14 protein-coding genes are annotated in these 17,007 nt (G+C 56.9%); 12 read left to right on the forward strand and 2 right to left on the reverse strand.

Going from position 1 to position 17,007, the window contains the following annotated elements; all coding sequences use genetic code 11:
• The 9 genes from QPJ95_RS23605 (at position 1) to QPJ95_RS23645 (ending at position 10,330) form a co-directional block, all read left to right on the forward strand.
• Positions 1-1,389, forward strand: coding sequence for an adenylate/guanylate cyclase domain-containing protein (locus tag QPJ95_RS23605; RefSeq protein ID WP_270919698.1), 1,389 nt, complete (start codon positions 1-3; stop codon positions 1,387-1,389).
• A 204-nt stretch (positions 1,390-1,593) separates the two neighbouring features.
• The gene (locus tag QPJ95_RS23610; RefSeq protein WP_270919697.1) at positions 1,594-3,054 is read left to right on the forward strand and encodes a globin-coupled sensor protein; all 1,461 of its coding nucleotides are present in this window, start codon (positions 1,594-1,596) and stop codon (positions 3,052-3,054) included.
• A 154-nt stretch (positions 3,055-3,208) separates the two neighbouring features.
• Positions 3,209-3,757 (forward strand): phosphatase PAP2 family protein, encoded by a 549-nt coding sequence (locus tag QPJ95_RS23615; RefSeq protein ID WP_270919696.1) that lies wholly within the window; start codon positions 3,209-3,211, stop codon positions 3,755-3,757.
• 136 nt (positions 3,758-3,893) lie between these two features.
• The gene (locus QPJ95_RS23620) at positions 3,894-4,643 is read left to right on the forward strand and encodes a glycosyltransferase (protein WP_270919695.1); all 750 of its coding nucleotides are present in this window, start codon (positions 3,894-3,896) and stop codon (positions 4,641-4,643) included.
• Positions 4,636-5,988 (forward strand): LssY C-terminal domain-containing protein, encoded by a 1,353-nt coding sequence (locus QPJ95_RS23625; RefSeq protein ID WP_270919694.1) that lies wholly within the window; start codon positions 4,636-4,638, stop codon positions 5,986-5,988. Before QPJ95_RS23620 ends, QPJ95_RS23625 begins: the two co-directional genes overlap by 8 nt.
• The gene (locus QPJ95_RS23630; RefSeq protein WP_270919693.1) at positions 5,989-6,648 is read left to right on the forward strand and encodes a response regulator transcription factor; all 660 of its coding nucleotides are present in this window, start codon (positions 5,989-5,991) and stop codon (positions 6,646-6,648) included.
• Between the two features lies 1 nt (position 6,649).
• Positions 6,650-7,972 carry an ATP-binding protein gene (locus tag QPJ95_RS23635; RefSeq protein WP_270919692.1) on the forward strand — a complete coding sequence of 441 codons (1,323 nt, stop codon included), beginning with the start codon at positions 6,650-6,652 and terminating at the stop codon, positions 7,970-7,972.
• A gap of 256 nt (positions 7,973-8,228) precedes the next feature.
• Entirely contained in the window at positions 8,229-9,350 is a 1,122-nt protein-coding gene (locus tag QPJ95_RS23640) for an L-dopachrome tautomerase-related protein (protein ID WP_270919691.1), read from the forward strand.
• Positions 9,351-9,370: 20 nt separating this feature from the next.
• A complete protein-coding gene (locus QPJ95_RS23645) occupies positions 9,371-10,330 on the forward strand; it encodes a c-type cytochrome (protein WP_270919690.1) in 960 nt (319 codons plus the stop codon).
• 57 nt (positions 10,331-10,387) lie between these two features.
• Here QPJ95_RS23645 and QPJ95_RS23650 read toward each other — a convergent pair whose 3' ends face one another.
• Positions 10,388-11,389 carry an IS30 family transposase gene (locus tag QPJ95_RS23650; RefSeq protein ID WP_286018192.1) on the reverse strand — a complete coding sequence of 334 codons (1,002 nt, stop codon included), beginning with the start codon at positions 11,387-11,389 and terminating at the stop codon, positions 10,388-10,390.
• A 182-nt stretch (positions 11,390-11,571) separates the two neighbouring features.
• Complete coding sequence (locus QPJ95_RS23655) at positions 11,572-12,186, reverse strand: helix-turn-helix domain-containing protein (protein WP_270919761.1); 615 nt, start codon at positions 12,184-12,186, stop codon at positions 11,572-11,574.
• A gap of 312 nt (positions 12,187-12,498) precedes the next feature.
• Between QPJ95_RS23655 and gcvT the strand changes: the two genes are divergently transcribed.
• The 3 genes from gcvT (at position 12,499) to gcvP (ending at position 16,949) form a co-directional block, all read left to right on the forward strand.
• Positions 12,499-13,596 (forward strand): glycine cleavage system aminomethyltransferase GcvT, encoded by a 1,098-nt coding sequence (gene gcvT / locus QPJ95_RS23660; RefSeq protein ID WP_270919760.1) that lies wholly within the window; start codon positions 12,499-12,501, stop codon positions 13,594-13,596.
• An 18-nt stretch (positions 13,597-13,614) separates the two neighbouring features.
• Positions 13,615-13,980, forward strand: a complete 366-nt coding sequence (gene gcvH, locus QPJ95_RS23665) for a glycine cleavage system protein GcvH (protein WP_270919759.1) — start codon at positions 13,615-13,617, stop codon at positions 13,978-13,980.
• Between the two features lie 113 nt (positions 13,981-14,093).
• A complete protein-coding gene (gcvP, locus tag QPJ95_RS23670; protein ID WP_270919758.1) occupies positions 14,094-16,949 on the forward strand; it encodes an aminomethyl-transferring glycine dehydrogenase in 2,856 nt (951 codons plus the stop codon).
• Positions 16,950-17,007 lie beyond the last annotated feature (58 nt).

The following is a 17,007-nucleotide window of genomic DNA, read 5'->3' on the forward strand; positions in this document are numbered from 1 at the left end:
ATGGCTGAAACAACAACAAACGCATCACCGAATTCCTACCGTCCAAAGCGGCATGTGGATCTTGCGGATGTTGTCGCCGATAACGCCTATGTCGTGGCCAACCTTGCGAGTCATAAACAGCGCGGGCTGGAGTGGGCCATTCGCGCCCGCTGGATTGCGATGCCTCTTATCGGGGTGATGTTGATCTTTATAAACCCGTCCTGGGATGTTCTCTACTATCACGGGGTACTGGCCTTGCTGTGCCTGAATGGCTGGCTGATGGGCCGCTTGGGGAAAGTGGGCCGGTCAAAGGCAGAGCTGTTTTTGATCTTTGTGGACCTGTTGATCATGACCTTGGGCATGGTGCTGCCAAACCCGTTTGCGCCCCAGGATTTTCCGATCGCAATACAGTACCGGTTCGATAACTTCATTTATTTTTACGTCATTTTGGCGGCTGGCACATTGGCCTATTCCTGGCGCACGGTGATCGCCATTGGCACCTGGACGGCGGGACTATGGATGACAGGCGTCGTCCTGGCCTGGTGGCTGTCGCCAGTGGATGAGCCGCTGAGGCAACAGGCGGCTGATGTCTTTGGCGACAACGCGATGCTGAAGCGGTTCATGGATCCAACCGACTTTATGATTCATCTCAGGGTGCAGGAGGTGGTGGTTTTTGTCATCGTCGCGGTGATCCTTGGGTTTTCCGTGCGCCGGTTCAATGCGCTGTTGATGAACAATGCCAGCCTGACCCGGGAGCGGACCAACCTGTCGCGATATTTCTCGCCCAATGTGGTGGAGCAGCTGTCGCAAAACGATGAGCCCCTGAAACAGGTGCGCAGGCAGGATGTGGCGGTTCTGTTCATCGACATCATCGGCTTTACCCGGCTGGCTGCCGGGCTGGATGCCCTCGATGTGATCGAGCTGCTGCGCGGGTTTCATGGTCGGATGGAGCGCGAGGTGTTTCGCCACCATGGCACGCTGGACAAGTATCTGGGCGATGGGCTGATGGCCACCTTTGGAACCCCGATGGCGGGCACTCAGGATGCCACCGATGCCCTGGCCTGTGCGCAGGACATGATCTCGTCGCTGGAGCAATGGAACCTGGTGCGCCGCCGTGCGGGGGACCCCGAAATCCGCGTTGGCATCGGTGTTCACTTTGGCGAGGCGGTCTTGGGCGACATTGGCGCCAACCGATTGGAATATGCAGTGATCGGCACTGCCGTAAATGTCGCGGCACGCCTGGAAGTTATGACCCGAGAGTTGCAATCGGACATCGCGATAAGCGACCGGCTCCGCCAGCAAATTCAGATGGAGAATATCGAGGTCGCTCTGCTCGATCCGTTTATCCAGCAGCCTGATCAAGAGATTCGCGGTCTGGATCAACCGATGAGCGTCTGGACATCGCGCTGATCCATAGCCGCTTCAGCACGCCGGAAAATGCGCATTTTGGATGGGTCCCGGCCGTTTCCTGATCTACCTCCATTTTTGCGACAAATTAATATCTTATTGAGCCATGGGCTTGTGTGGTTTCCGCAGCGACGCATGGCGGACAGTAACTCAATTGAAACCACAAGTTGTAAATATCCCACCTACAACCAGCTAGGGATGAATGCTATGACAACTGAAGCGCGGGACCTGATACGTACATGGTTTGATTTTGGCGACGAGAATGCAAAAACTCTGGCGGAGCTTGGTCAGATCCTGCGGCCAAATTTCGACCAGATTTTGGATGAGTTCTATGAGGTGATTTTAAATCGACCGGAAACCGCCCAGTTTTTTGAGGCTCCGGGTCTGATCGAACATGCCAAAGCCGCCCAGAAATCCCATTGGGAATGTCTGTTTTCAGGCAAATTTGACAGGAAGTATCTTGAGTCCGCCGAACGGGTCGGCCGTGTTCATTTCCAAATCCAGTTGCCGTTTCTGCTTTATCTTGGCGGCTATTCAGAGGCTGGGTCCAAAATGCTGAATCTGGTTCTGAACCGGGGTCGACTGGGCAGCAAAAAGAAAACTGCACAACAGGCCGCGCTTTTGATGCGGGCGATGATGGCGGATTGTGAACGGGTGATTGACGCCTATTTTCAGGCACAACAGCAAGAACAGACACGGGCGATGACCATCATGACGGATGGGATCAAACAGCTGGAACAAGGGAATCTCACTCATAAAATCCGCAAGGACGAAGGCGGTGGGTTTCCAGATAAATTCGACACCATACGCATATCATACAACACTCTGATTGACCGGTGGTGCAGCACCATCGGATCGTCGACAACCAGCGCCCATTCCGTTGACGAAAAAATGGCCTCGACCTCTCAAATGACCCGCGATCTGGCTGACCGGTCCGAACAACAGGCCGCAACTCTGGAGGAAGCGGTCGCCGCGGTCAGCCAGATATCTGCAAACACCAAGGACACCAGCGCCATGGTGTTCAAGGCGTCCAAAAAGTCGGAACAAAATCACCAGGACGCGGAAAGGGGCGGCGCCGTGGTCAAACAAGCAATTGAGGCCGTTGTCCGAATTGAAGAATCCTCCGAGCAGATTGCCAAATTTGTGGACGTGATTGATGACATCAGCTTTCAGACCAATCTTTTGGCGCTGAATGCCGGGGTCGAGGCCGCACGAGCCGGGGATGCTGGACGTGGGTTTGCTGTTGTTGCCTCAGAGGTGCGGGCGCTGGCCGCACGGGCATCGCAATCGGCAAGTGAGATCAAGTCGCTGATCGCAGCAAGCACAGTCCAGGTGCGCGAAGGCTGTGAATTGGTCCGACAGACAGGTGAAAGCCTGAAGGGCATCCGCATGGGCGCCGGTTCTGTGTCAGATCTGATGGAGGAAATCGCCGAGGTCATTTCTGCCCAGTCACAGAGCCTGGTTGAGGTCGACGCCAGTATGACGGATTTAGGCCGCACCACACAGGACAGTGCGGCTTTGGCCTCCAAGGTCTTTGAAACCACAGCCGGGTTGGCTGCAGATTCGGCGGCCCTCAAGCAAAACATGGACGGCTATAGACTCAGAACAAGTGACAGCACCGAAAGACTTATGGATCTGGAATATGAAAAAGCAGAGCGAGCCGGATAAAATGCCTCACTGCGGGACTGCCATTGTGACCGAAAGACCCGCGCCCTTGGGGGTTTTTTGGGAAATCAAAAATTGATCCTGACCTAAGTCTATTCAGTGAGGGTTCAGGATCGCCACTTAGCCCGCCTCCATTCTATCTTGGAGTGGTGCGGCGATGTTCAGAATTTTTGGCTTAACGAAGAACGGACTTGTTCTGTTTGGGGTGTTGCTTTCTATCCTCTGTGGCCGTGGTCAGGTTGAACGCACGGGCGACTATCTGCAAATTGCACTGCCTGTGGCGGCATTTGCCTGTTCTGTTTCAAATGGCGAAGCCCTCAACACGTTCCTGCGGTTTGTCTTGGTTGAAGGGGTTGTTCATGGCACCAAGAGGGGCTTGGATGCTGCGCCGATTAACCATCGACCCGGCGGTGGCCTGCAGGGGTTCCCCTCGGGTCATACGGCGGCGGCCACATTTGGCGTCAGCAGCCTGGTAAACAGCTGTGTGAAGAAAAACCCCTGGGTCCAGGGCGCAGTCATTCTGAGCGGCGGCTACGTGGGGGCATCCCGCATCGAGGTGGGGGCACACTTTCTGTTTCAGGTTGTCGCGGGCGCCCTGCTGGGCTGGCTGGGGGAACGGTCCTCAATGTTGTTTCGGATATTGCGGATTGTTACGCTTCGCCGGTATCGGCAGTTTGCACGTAGATTGATTTTGACCAGACTGTGAAGCAGGGCACATCATTGTCCTGGCCATATTGGCGGCGGAGTCGGCGCCCCACTGAAGGGGCGGATCCAAACGGGCTTAAGGTGGGCTTCAGGTTTCAGAGCGAGGAGAGCGCATTGCCGCTGCCTCTGGAGCCAAAATGAAACCGCCAAGCCTTGCGATCATTATCATCACCTTGAACGAAGAGCAGCGCCTGCCTCTGCTGCTTGGAGATTTGCAACGCCAGACATGGACCGATTTTGAGATCATACATGTTGATAGCAACAGCACCGATCAGACCCTGCGACGATCCGCCCAGATCTCGGCCCAGTTTGCTCATTACCGTATCATCGATATGCAACAGCGCGGGGTCAGTCTGGGCCGCAACATGGGCGCCCGGCAAGCCCGGGCAGACCGGCTGCTGTTTCTGGATTCTGATACACGCCTGGCGCCTGATTTTCTGGAAACCGCCCTGCAAGAGCTACAGCAGCGTGATCTGGGGGTTGGTATTGTCTGCATGGCGACAGATGGATTGGCCTTTCGCCACCGGGTCAGTTTTGGTTTGTTCAACGCAGGCATTCGCCTAACATCACATTTCTTTCCAACAGCAATTGGCGCCTGCCTGTTTTCCGCGCGTGAAATCCATGCCGAAATAGGCGGTTTTGACGAGCGGTTGAGGCTTTGTGAAGACTGCCATTACGTGCTCAAGGCATCAAAGGCGCAGCGGTCCACCGTCGGGGTGCTGCGCAGCCGGTTTGATTTTGACCCCCGGCGTCTGGATCAGGACGGATTTCTGCGAACCGGTTTCACTTATTTTCGGGCCAATCTGTACAGATTTTTCCGGGGCGAGCTGGTGCACAATCAAATCCCCTATGAATTTGGTCATTATCGGTCGGGTCCCCATGATTGAAACACTCGCGCAATTCGGAAATATGCTGCTGTATCCCGCTGTCGCCCTGATCGCCTATTTTGACACGCTGATCGGTGTCGGCTTTTTTGTGTTTGGCGAAATTGCCTTTGTCACTGCCGGCGTGCGATGGGCTGCAACCGGAGACATCTGGATTGTAATATTGGTCCTATGTGCTGCCTGCTCTGGTGATCTGACAAGTTTCGGACTGGGGCGGCGGTATGGCGCGCGCGCCGCGTCCCGATGCCTAAAGCCACTAAGTCGCAGGCGTCAGTGGCGCAGGGCGCGTCGGTTGCTGATGCGGTATGGCATCGGCTTTGTGATCGTGGCCCGTTTGCTGGGGCCGGTGGCTTGGATCACCCCATTCCTTGCGGGATCACTGGCCATGCCGGCTCGCCGGTTTGCCCTTGCAACAGTTCCAGCCGTCCTGATCGGAGCTGGCCAGTTTGTCCTGTTGGGGTATTTTGGGGCGAATGCAGGCCCGCTGTTGCAACGGGCATATGCATTTTTGAGTGACCATATGGGGATATTTGCCATGGGGTTTGCCATTTTCTGCGCCACCGGTGTGATCTGGAAAATGCAAAGGGGGGGGCGGCTGGTGCAGCTGCTCTGCGCGGTGATCACCGCTGCGGCCATAGTCCTGGGCGCAAATCTCTACTACTTTTTTGCCAGTGGTGCGCATGCCGCGACCTCACTTGAGGGGCAGCCGCAAACCGTGGGCCTATGCGATTTGAAAACAATGGATCTGCGGGTGTATCCGGGCAATACAAACATGCACTTACCACAGCCGATCAACGTGCTCCTCATCTCGGATGTTTCACCCGAAGTGGTCATGTCAGGTCTGGGGTGGCAGCAGAACATGACCTTTAGCCGCGACAGAATAGGTCTAAAAACATATGTCGAGCTTTTGGTGAAAAGAACGCCGCCCGTTTCAGAAATGTACTATTTTGGGCAACCCGCGCAATCAGCGTTTCAGTTGCCGGGGTCGCTCACTGAACGGGTCCATATTCGCTGGTGGCCGGCTGGCTGGTTGGGGGACCAGCAGATTTATGTCGGAGCGATCAGCCGAGATGAAGAAATTGCGATCAAATACTATCGTGCGATCCCGGCCTTGCTGCATGATATTGAACCCGAGGTTGACCGGGTTCGTGACCTGCTGGCAGCCCAGATCGTTGGGCATTCCGAGCTGAGCGTTCTGGGGCTGGCGCCATTGCAGAAACCAGTACACGACGGTCAGGAAAGTGACTATCAGACCGATGGTCGGCTATTGGTGGTTGGCAGTTCCTACAGGTCGCTTCTGCCTCAATATTATAATTGCCTGAGTTTGACCCAAAACGGAGAAGTCTGAATGCGTGTTTTGCTGGTCGAAGATGAAAAGTTGATCGCAGATGCGGTGAAGGTTTCCATGACGCGCGATGGTTACCATGTGGATTGGGTAGCCGATGCCAATAGCGCCGAAGACGCCCTGGTCACCTCGCAGTTCGATCTGGTTATCCTGGATCTGGGCCTGCCGGGCAGAGATGGATTGAGCCTGCTGCGCTGGCTGCGCAACACTGACCGCAATGAACCCGTGGTCATCCTGACAGCGCGTGAAGCGGTGGAGAACCGGATCGAAGGGCTAGATCTTGGTGCCGATGATTACATGACCAAACCCTTCGACATGAAAGAGCTTTTGGCGCGGGCGCGGGCGCAGATAAGGCGCGCAAACGGACGTAGTGCGCCGCGACTAACCCATGGTGACATCGAAGTGGACCCGGCGGCGCATACCGTCACCCACAAAGGAGAGGTTGTTGAGATTTCGCCGCTGGCCTTTCAGGTTTTGGTGCTGCTGCTGGAACGCAAGGGGCGTGTGGTCTCAAAGGACGATCTGGCCGAAAGCCTGTATGGCTGGGAAGAGGGGGCGGAAAGCAACACAGTCGAAGTCTATGTTTCGCAGATCCGCCGCCGTCTTACCGGCGATCTGATCCGTACCATTCGCGGTATCGGCTACATCATCGACAAGGACTGACATGCGCAAGAATTCCATTCGTTCCAGAATTCAGTGGCGGCTCATCCCGCTTATTCTGTCCTGTTGGGTGGGCGCGTCGGCGCTGGTCTACTTTGGCACCCGCTCTGAGTTGCGGGATGCGCTGAATGCCCAGGCAGATATTATGGCGACGATCATCGCCAGGATGCAATCAGATGAGATTGACGCCGCCGATTTTGGCAAAGGTCTGGAACGCTATGAAGATGACTATCTGATCCGGATCTGGTCACCGGATGGGCAATTCCTGTTTGATTCACAGACCACTTTATTGGACGGATCCTTTGCTTTTCCACGGGCCACCAAACCAGCGGAATTGGGCCCTGAGTGGCGACAGTCAGAATATCATATGCAATCGGGCGGTCGTATCCTGATTGCGCGACTGAAGGAGGAAACAAACGAGCTGATACTGCAGGTCACTTTGACCTCACTGCTGCCACTCGCCCTGGCTTTCCTCGGGTCGATCCTGGCGGTTCTGTTGTTTGTGCGCAACGGCCTTATGCCGCTGACCCAATTGTCCGATGAACTGGCCAATAGAACGGCTGCGGAACTGAAGGATCTGCCCGATCAGGATCAGGCAGAAGAGCTGCAGCCAATTGTGACATCACTGAACGGGCTGTTCGATCGCATTCGGGGGCTCCTTGCGCGAGAGAGGCGGTTTGTTGACGATGCCGCCCATGAACTGCGAACGCCGTTGACGGTGATCAAGGCACAGTGCCAGTCCATTGATCCGGCGACCCTGGACGCGGAAACAAAGCAGCGCCTGGACAGTGTGGTGGAAGGGGTTGACCGCATCACTCAACTCAGCGCGCGATTGTTGGATCAGGCGCGGGCGGAGCAGCCAGCACCCAGAATGTCCACCGTCAAAGTGGCCCCCTTGCTGAGAGGTGTTCTGGCTGATCTCATGCTACAGGCCGAGGAGGCCGGGGTCACCGTTGAACTGCTGTGCATGGACGAACCAGTGATCCTATGCGCGTCAGATGATCTTCGGGTGATTTTGAGAAATCTGGTGGAGAATGCCATCAAGTTTTCTGCTGATCCGGGACGGGTTTGCGTAACCTTGAAGACAGATTTCTTGGCCGTCGAAGACAACGGTCCGGGAGTCCCTGAGGATCAGCGTTTACATGTCTTTGATCGGTTTTTTCAAATGCCGGAAACAGAAGCGGCGCGGATGAGACGCGGGGCCGGCCTGGGGCTGTCTATCGTGATGTCTCTGTCACAGAGAAATGGAATGCTGGTGTCGGTTACCGACAGCGTTGAATTGGCCGGGGCGTGTTTCAGATTAGATTTTTCTCAAGCCAAACCATAACGCCTCCAGCTTATCTTCAGGTTGATGCCGAGGTTGAACCTGTGGAAACGGGCCGTAAGATCTCCACTTGGGCCTACCTGACAAGCTCGGCGGCTGCGATCCTTGCGATTTCGGCCGTATGGCAGGTGTCGGATCCGGTGGATCCAGCCAGCGCCTCCAGTGCTGAGTAGTGCAAAAAACAAGGCTCCCACTTTCAGGGAGCCTTCAGCTTCACCAGCTACTTGCTCACAATGCAACTCGAACCGGGAATGCGAATATGGGTAAACATCAAGAAAACAAATTTTGGTCTTTGAGCCGTAACATCAGGGATGTTGTCGGTGGGATGCTGATCTTGAACATGCTGGGCCTTGCCGCAACCGCATCGTCCGACACATTGGAAACGGTTGTTCAATCTGCGGATTTTGCCATCAATGGGGTTGCCGTCACTAGGGACGGGCGGGTGTTTGTCAGCATGCCGCAGTGGACCTCGGTGCCATCCCCGTCCGTCGGGGAAGTCCTTGCTGGCGGTGTTCTGACCCCCTATCCGGGCAATGACTGGAACCGGTTTGACGCTGACTTGGCCTTTGATCGTTTCACCAACGTCAATGCGGTTCATGCGGATGGGGTCGGCTCCCTGTGGGTGGTCGACTATGCGGCGCCACAATTTGGGCCGGTTATTGTCGGCGCCCAAAAGCTGGTACAGATTGACCTGGCCAGCAACGAGATTGTCCGCGTTTACCGGTTCGACAAAGACGTATTGCCGGACGGTGCCAAGCTGAATGACGTGCGGGTCAATGCCAAAACAGGCACCGCCTATATTTCGGAATTCGGCCTTGGTGCGATCATCGTCGTCGATCTGCAAAGCGGCGACGCGTTTCGCGCTCTCGACCAGCATAGCTCAACCCGCGCCCATCCTGATGTGGTCTCAAGCTTTTTGGGCGAAGAATTCCGCCCCAATCACCTGCAGGTCAATGATATCGAACTGAGCGCCGATGGGGAGACGCTTTATTATCAACCGACTGGCGGGCCCGTCATGTGGCAAATTCCAACAAAAGCGATTGCCGCGCCGGCGCCCAATGCCGATCTTGAACCCCTGATCCAAGTGGTCGGCAAGACCATGACCATTGGTGGCGTATCACGTGCCCCAAACGGGCATCTGATGCTTGGCAGTGTGCAGGACAATACGGTTTGGTCCCTAGACCCTGAAACCGGCGAAAAGACGGCTCTGATCCAGGATGACCGGCTGTTGTGGCCGGATACGATGAGTGTGGGACCCGATGGGTATCTCTACATTCCTGCGCCACAATTGCGCCTGCTGCCCAAGTTCAACAACGGCCAAAGCAAAGTGATCGGGGAGTTCAGCGTCTATCGCATGAAACTGCCGACAAGTTACCAGTGAAATCCAGGAAAGTTAGCCAGATGAATACCAGCAAAACCATAGCCAGAATTGCAATTTTGGGCGCATTGACTGCCGCCCCTGCGGGGGCCGACAATGTCATCCCCGATGCCCCAAGCTGGTCCACACCAGCAAGAACAGACGTAGCCGGACACGAAGCGGGGCAGGGGGATCTCACTGTCGATGGCAGCGATCAATCCTATACCCAGGTTCAGATCGACGACAAATTCAGTGCGCCTGATTGGTTCCCTGACCAGCATCTGCCAATGCCCGAAACCGTGCAATTCGGCAAAGGTCCAAAGGTCTGGGCCTGCGCGTCTTGCCACCTGACATCCGGCACCGGACACCCGGAATCTGCCAGCCTTGCCGGGTTGGACAGCGCCTATATGCAGGCGCAAATGCGGGCCTTTTCCGACGGTACGCGGGTCGATTATTCCGGCCATATGAACCGAATGGCGGCGCTGATGACGCCAGAGGAAATTCAGACGGCAAGTGATTGGTTCGCAAGTCTGACACCGCGCACGTTTATTGAGGTCATTGAGACAGAGACTGTGCCGGCCAGCTACATTGACAGTACCCGAATGCGCCTACTGACAGAGGCCGAGCCTCGTGAAGAACCCATTGCTGGCCGGATCATCGAAATTCCGGTGGATCCGGTGCAAGTCAAGCTGCGCCACCCGGTCAGCAATTTCATCAGCTATGTGCCAACAGGAAGCATTGCCCGTGGAGAGGCCCTTGTGTCTGGTGACAATGACCGAACCTATGCCTGTGCCGGGTGTCATGGGGACGATCTGACCGGCACCGAAATTGCACCGGTCATTATCGGCAATTTTGGAATTTACACGGTTCGCCAGTTGCATGGCTTCAAATCTGAAACCCGGTCCTCCGAGGAAGCATCATTGATGTCCGATATCGTGGTGGATCTTACCGATCAAGACATCATCGACATCGCCGCTTACCTCAGCGCCCAACAGATAAACTGAACAACATGTGTGAGCGATATGTGAAGTGCGACTCTTGTTGAGCTCAGGGTAGGGGGCTCATCGCATTTCCTCCAATATCTTTTCGCGGAAGACTTCGGCCGGCGTTTTCCATCCAAGGCATTTGCGGGGTGTGTTGTTGAGGCGGTCACTAATTTCCTTGATGTCGTGGTCAGACATTGACCGGATGTCACGCTTCCGCGGCAACCAGCGCCTGGCTCGTCGATTGGTGTTCTCGACTGTGCCTTTCTGCCAGGGTGAAGATGGATCACAAAACCACGTCAGGGTCCCGATCTCGGCTTGCAGATGCGGCCAGGAAACAAACTCGGTTCCGCGATCAAAGGTGATGGATTTACGGGCCATGAAGGGCAGATCTCTGATCGCCTTGATGATCTTGCCCATGACCGGTTTTGTGCGCTTGCTTGGATTCTTCAGCAGCACCGTGAAACGGCTCACGCGTTCAACCAGAGTAGTAACGTTCGTCTGCCCAAGCTTCTGTTTGAACAGGATCAAGTCTGCTTCCCAGTGGCCAAATTGACGCCGGTGGGCCACATCATCCGGGCGAAACAAGATGCTGACATCGCGGTTAAATTTCGGGAGTAGGTGCTTTCTGGCGCGCCGCGGTGTACGTGATTTGCGGTGTGTTGGAAGATACCACCACAGCTCTTTGTTCAGGCCTTCCTTTGAGTAGATGTAGCGATAGATTGTCTCTTGGCAGACCCGCAGTGCTGCGTTGTCGTAAATCATGCGGTTGCCGATCTGCTCAGGTGTCCAACCGTTTTTGAGACGTTCGACCACGTACTTACGTAATGCCCGATGCTTGATCAGTTTACGTTCTCGCGCACGCCGCCCGGACGCCACCAACTGGGCAGCAGCACCGTAGTACCCATCACACTTCGGCATACACGGGTCAGAGAAATGGTTGCGCTTCAGCTCTCGAAATATCGTAGATCGACAACGCTTCAAAACACGTGCCATCTCGTCAACAGGGACCTTTGCGTGTCTCCAGCGTTCTATTCTGCGTCGTTCTGTGATACTAAGTTGGCTATAAACGGTTCCCATGCCGATTCCTCTTGTTAGATAAACTACTGTTTTCTAACAAGAGTCGCAGTTGGGGGTAGCGCGCACCGCTACACAAACACCGCACGCATAATCGGTCTTATGTTAAATCAAAGCCAAGTCACATTTACCTTCAAGACCCGGCCCAAACGTCCAGAATGCACAGCCGGGACAACCCAATTCGGTCATATCTCTAAAGACACCCACAACACCCGAGCGTCCTCGTCGCTGGTGGATACACAGCCATGCCCCATGCTGCTATCATAGTAGACGCTGTCACCCGCGACCATCATCAGAGGCCGATAATGTTCCGTGTACAGCGTCAGCGAGCCACTGATCACATACATGAATTCTTCGCCTCGATGGCGCACCCAGTTTTCATATTCACTGACATCGCGTGCTTTGATGGTGCTGATATACGGCAGCATCCGTTTGCTGGTAAGCTCGGTACACAGCAACTCGTGATCATAGGTTGCGGTTTCCTGATGTTCACCCTTACCGGTCAACGTATAGTCACGACGCCCCGAGATATCGCTTTTACCCGACTGCACAAACAATTGTGGTGTCTTCAGTTCCAGCGTCTGCATCAGCCGTCGAATGATGTCGAAACTGGGCTTAGTCAAATTATTCTCGATCTTGGACAAAGTGGACCGGCCAATCGCAGCCGCCTTTGCCACGTCCTCCAGCGTCAGCCCCTTTTCCTTGCGCGCCACGCGAATCATCTGCCCCAGAACCTGGCCATCAGGCGCGTCACCGACCTCGGCCATGGGGCCTGCGTCTTCTGTCTGAACCGGTTCCATGCACGTTTTCTCCCATCTGCAAGCAATTTAGTCCCGTGCCTGCATAACTCAAAACAACCTTATGATCAATTATGTTGCCAATAGGGGAAAAATTTCCTAAACGAACATTATGAGCCCTTTACGTATACAAGTGCATACACTGTTGATTTGAACCCGCCACTCTCCGAGGCCGCCAGATGACCTTTGTCCGACCAGAAGTGATCCACTGTTGTTCAACCGATCAGAATTATCCAAACTCCGGTTGGGCACATTGCATTCGACAGGTTTCAAATTCCGCACACCTGAACCGCCCCCAACCGAAAGGCCCCAGCCATGACTGACGCGCCCAAACGCACCCCGCTGTATGATCTGCACGTCGAACTTGGCGGCAAGATGGTTGATTTTGCCGGCTGGGAAATGCCGGTGCAATATCCCATGGGCATCATGGGCGAGCACAATCACACCCGTGCCAAGGCCGGGCTGTTTGATGTCAGCCACATGGGCCAGGTGATCCTGCGCGGGGCGGATGCAGCGGCCAAGCTGGAAACCTTGGTGCCCGCCGCCATCACCACCCTGAAAGAGGGCAAGGCGCGCTATACTTTCTTCACCAATGACGACGGCGGCATCATGGATGACCTGATTGTCGCCAATGCCGGCGATCACCTGTTTGTGGTGGTCAACGCCTCGATGCGGCACCAGGACATCCCGCACATGGCCAAGCATCTGGACGGCATCGAGGTCACCGAGATCTTTGATCGCGCCCTGGTCGCGGTGCAGGGCCCCGCCGCACAAAACGTGGTCGGCGATCTCTGCCCCGCCGCGCGTGAGATGAGCTTCATGCAGACCATGGTTGCCGACATCATCGGCGTCGAATGCCGCATCTCGCGGCTGGGCTACACCGGTGAAGACGGCTTTGAAATCTCCATCCCCGAGGACAAGGCGGTTGAAGTCTGCCGCGCCTTGCTGGCGCATGAGGATTGCGAACCGGTTGGCCTCGGCGCCCGCGACAGCCTGCGGCTGGAAGCCGGCCTCTGCCTCTATGGCAACGACATCGACAATTCCACCTCCCCGGTGGAGGCCTCGCTGACCTGGGCGATGCAGAAACGCCGCCGCGAAGACGGCGGCTTCCCCGGTGCCGCCCGCATCCAGCGCGATCTGGCGCAGGGCACCGCCCGGAAACTGGTCGGCATCAGACCAACCGGCCGCGCCCCGGCCCGCGCCGGTGTCGAGCTGCAGGATCTGGACGGCACCGCCATCGGCGCCATCACCTCAGGCGGCTTTGGTCCCACCGTCGGTGCCCCGGTGGCAATGGGCTATGTCGCCACCGAATTCAGCACCCCGGGCCAGAAAATCAACCTGATCATCCGCGGCAAGGCGCAGCCCGCTGAAATCACCGCGCTGCCCTTCGTCGCGCAGAACTACAAACGCTAAACCCCAGGAGAGTCGAAAATGACCACCTATTATTCCGAAGAGCACGAATGGCTCACCGTTGACGGCGACACCGCCACCGTTGGCATCACCCAACACGCCGCCGACCAGCTGGGCGAGATTGTTTTTGTCGAGCAGAAAGAAGTCGGCGACGATTTTGAAAAAGGCGACGACATCGGCGTCATCGAATCCGTCAAGGCCGCTTCGGAAATCTATGCCGCTGTTGATGGCGAAGTGCTTGAGGCCAATGGCACGCTGGAAGAAAACCCCGGCGCCCTGAACGACAGCCCCGAAGGCGACGCCTGGATCTACAAGATCAAGCTGACCAATACCGATCAGCTTAACGATCTGATGGACCTGGACGGCTACAAAGCCTTCATCGGCTAGCCCTTTGCGGATCCAGCCGCCAATCGGATCCGCATTTTCATCTGGCTAAAAATATCCCCGCCGGAGGCTCCCCCTCTCCCGGCCCGCGCTGATCTCTCCAAAGGAACACCAACATGGCCTTCAAGCTGACCGATTACGAAGCCTATGACTTTGCCAACCGCCGCCACATTGGCCCCAGCTCCCGCGAAATGGCGGATATGTTGCAGGTGATCGGCTTCAAAACCCTGGACGAGCTGATCGACGCGACGGTGCCTGCCTCGATCCGCCAGGCTGAGCCGCTGGACTGGGGCCCCGCTATGACCGAGCGCGACGCGCTGTTCCACATGAAAGAAGTCGCAAGCAAAAACAAGGTGCTGACCTCGCTGATCGGTCAGGGCTATTACGGCACCTCCACCCCGGCGCCGATCCTGCGCAATATCCTGGAAAACCCGGCCTGGTATACCGCCTATACCCCCTATCAGCCGGAAATCTCGCAAGGTAGGCTTGAGGCGCTGTTGAACTTCCAGACCATGGTCAGCGATCTCACCGGCATGGATATCGCCAATGCCTCGCTGCTGGACGAGGCCACCGCCGCCGCCGAAGCCATGGCGATGGCCAAACGGGGCAGCCGCTCCAAGGCCAATAACGCCGCCTTCTTTGTCGATGAAAACTGCCACGCGCAGACCATCGCGGTGATCAAAACCCGCGCTGCCCCCCTGGGCGTCGAAGTGATCGTTGGCAATCCCGATGATATGGTCGCCGAGATCGTCTTTGGGGCGATTTTCCAATATCCCGGCACCTATGGCCATGTGCGTGACTTCACCGCCGAGATCAAGGCACTGCATGATAACAAAGGTCTGGCCATTGTTGCCGCCGACATTCTGGCGCTGGCGCTGCTGAAATCGCCCGGTGAAATGGGTGCCGATATTGCCATTGGCTCGACCCAGCGCTTTGGGGTGCCGATGGGTTACGGTGGCCCACATGCCGCCTATATGGCCACAACTGACAAACTGAAACGCGCCATGCCCGGCCGTATCATTGGTGTGTCGATCGATTCCCATGGCAACAAGGCCTACCGGCTGGCGCTGCAAACCCGCGAACAGCATATTCGCCGCGAAAAGGCCAACTCCAACGTCTGCACTGCGCAGGCACTACTGGCGGTGATGGCGTCGATGTATGCGGTCTATCACGGCCCCGACGGCATCAAGGCCATCGCCCAATCGGTGCACCGCAAAACCTCGCGGCTGGCTGCCGGTCTCGAAGAAAACGGTTACACAGTTGAGCCCGAGGTGTTCTTTGACACCATCACCGTTGAGGTCGGACCGCTGCAGCGCACCGTGCTAGAGGCCGCTGTTGCCCGTGGCATCAACCTGCGCAAGGTCGGGACAACCAAGGTTGGCATCTCCCTGGACGAACAGACCCGCCCCGAAACCATCGAGGCGGTCTGGGGTGCCTTTGGCATCAACAAGACAGACGACAGTCAGGCCAACCGCGCCTATCGCCTGCCCGAGCACGCGCTGCGCGAAAGCAGCTATCTGACCCACCCGATCTTCCACAAGAACCGGGCCGAGGCCGAAATCGTGCGTTATATGCGCCGTCTGGCGGATCGTGATCTGGCGCTGGATCGCTCGATGATCCCGCTGGGCTCCTGCACCATGAAACTGAACGCCACCATCGAGATGATCCCGGTGACCTGGCCTGAATTTTCCAATCTGCACCCCTTTGTGCCGCAGGATCAGGCGCTGGGTTACGCCCAGATGATCGACGATCTGAACGACAAACTGTGCCAGATCACCGGCTATGACGCGATCTCGCAGCAGCCCAACTCGGGCGCGCAGGGCGAATATGCCGGCCTTCTGACCATCCGCAACTACCACGCGGCCAGGGGCCAGGGTAATCGCAACGTCTGCCTGATCCCCACCTCGGCACATGGCACCAACCCGGCCACCGCGCAGATGGTTGGCTACAAGGTGGTACCGGTAAAGGCGGACGAGGACGGCAATATCGACATCGCCGAATTCCGCGCCAAGGCCGAATTGCATTCGGACAATCTGGCCGCCTGCATGATCACCTATCCCTCCACCCACGGCGTGTTTGAGGAGACCGTGCAAGAGATCTGCCAGATCACCCATGATCACGGCGGTCAGGTCTATATCGACGGTGCCAATATGAACGCCATGGTCGGACTGGCCCAGCCGGGCAAGATCGGCGGCGACGTCAGCCACCTGAACCTGCACAAAACCTTTTGCATTCCGCACGGCGGCGGCGGTCCCGGCATGGGTCCGATCGGGGTGAAATCGCACCTGACCGAGCACCTGCCCGGCCATCCGGAATACGGCTCGGCGGTGGGGCCAGTGTCGGCAGCGCCCTTTGGCTCGCCCTCGATCCTGCCGGTCAGCTGGGCCTATATCCTGCTGATGGGCGGCGCGGGCCTGACCCAGGCCACCAAGGTTGCCATCCTCAACGCCAACTATATCGCAGCCCGCCTGAAAGATGCTTACGGCATCCTTTACAGCTCCAAAACCGGCCGCGTCGCGCATGAGTGCATTCTGGACACCCGGCCACTGGCGGATGCGGGCAATGTGACCGTCGATGACATCGCCAAGCGCTTGGTCGACAGTGGTTTCCACGCCCCGACCATGTCCTGGCCAGTGGCCGGCACGCTGATGGTGGAGCCCACCGAGTCCGAGCCCAAGGCCGAGCTGGACCGGTTCTGCGACGCCATGCTGTCGATCCGCGCCGAGGCGCAGGATGTGATCGACGGCAAGATCGACCCGGACAACAACCCATTGAAAAACGCGCCTCATACGGTGCGCGATCTGGTGGGCGACTGGGACCGTCCCTACAGCCGCGAGATCGCCTGTTTCCCTCCGGGATCTTTGGGTGTCGACAAATACTGGTCACCGGTCAACCGCGTCGACAACGCCTACGGAGACCGCAACCTGATCTGCACCTGCCCCCCCATGTCAGATTACCAAGACGACGCCTGATACCGGCAGGCCGACCAAAACAGCGCAGCCCCGTCCCTTGCGGCGGGGCTGTCGCATG

The organism is Parasedimentitalea psychrophila (assembly GCF_030285785.1).
GTDB classification, from domain to species: domain Bacteria; phylum Pseudomonadota; class Alphaproteobacteria; order Rhodobacterales; family Rhodobacteraceae; genus Parasedimentitalea; species Parasedimentitalea psychrophila.

Excerpts from the sequence above, each read along its gene's own strand:
- QPJ95_RS23625 (WP_270919694.1), top strand. The coding sequence starts at position 4,636 with ATGATTGAAACACTCGCGCAATTCGGAAATATGCTGCTGTATCCCGCT.
- QPJ95_RS23620 (WP_270919695.1), top strand. The coding sequence starts at position 3,894 with ATGAAACCGCCAAGCCTTGCGATCATTATCATCACCTTGAACGAAGAG.
- QPJ95_RS23645 (WP_270919690.1), top strand. The coding sequence starts at position 9,371 with ATGAATACCAGCAAAACCATAGCCAGAATTGCAATTTTGGGCGCATTG.
- gcvT (WP_270919760.1), top strand. The coding sequence starts at position 12,499 with ATGACTGACGCGCCCAAACGCACCCCGCTGTATGATCTGCACGTCGAA.
- QPJ95_RS23615 (WP_270919696.1), top strand. The coding sequence starts at position 3,209 with ATGTTCAGAATTTTTGGCTTAACGAAGAACGGACTTGTTCTGTTTGGG.
- QPJ95_RS23650 (WP_286018192.1), bottom strand. The coding sequence starts at position 11,389 with ATGGGAACCGTTTATAGCCAACTTAGTATCACAGAACGACGCAGAATA.
- QPJ95_RS23630 (WP_270919693.1), top strand. The coding sequence starts at position 5,989 with ATGCGTGTTTTGCTGGTCGAAGATGAAAAGTTGATCGCAGATGCGGTG.
- gcvH (WP_270919759.1), top strand. The coding sequence starts at position 13,615 with ATGACCACCTATTATTCCGAAGAGCACGAATGGCTCACCGTTGACGGC.
- QPJ95_RS23635 (WP_270919692.1), top strand. The coding sequence starts at position 6,650 with ATGCGCAAGAATTCCATTCGTTCCAGAATTCAGTGGCGGCTCATCCCG.
- QPJ95_RS23605 (WP_270919698.1), top strand. The coding sequence starts at position 1 with ATGGCTGAAACAACAACAAACGCATCACCGAATTCCTACCGTCCAAAG.
- QPJ95_RS23610 (WP_270919697.1), top strand. The coding sequence starts at position 1,594 with ATGACAACTGAAGCGCGGGACCTGATACGTACATGGTTTGATTTTGGC.
- gcvP (WP_270919758.1), top strand. The coding sequence starts at position 14,094 with ATGGCCTTCAAGCTGACCGATTACGAAGCCTATGACTTTGCCAACCGC.
- QPJ95_RS23640 (WP_270919691.1), top strand. The coding sequence starts at position 8,229 with ATGGGTAAACATCAAGAAAACAAATTTTGGTCTTTGAGCCGTAACATC.
- QPJ95_RS23655 (WP_270919761.1), bottom strand. The coding sequence starts at position 12,186 with ATGGAACCGGTTCAGACAGAAGACGCAGGCCCCATGGCCGAGGTCGGT.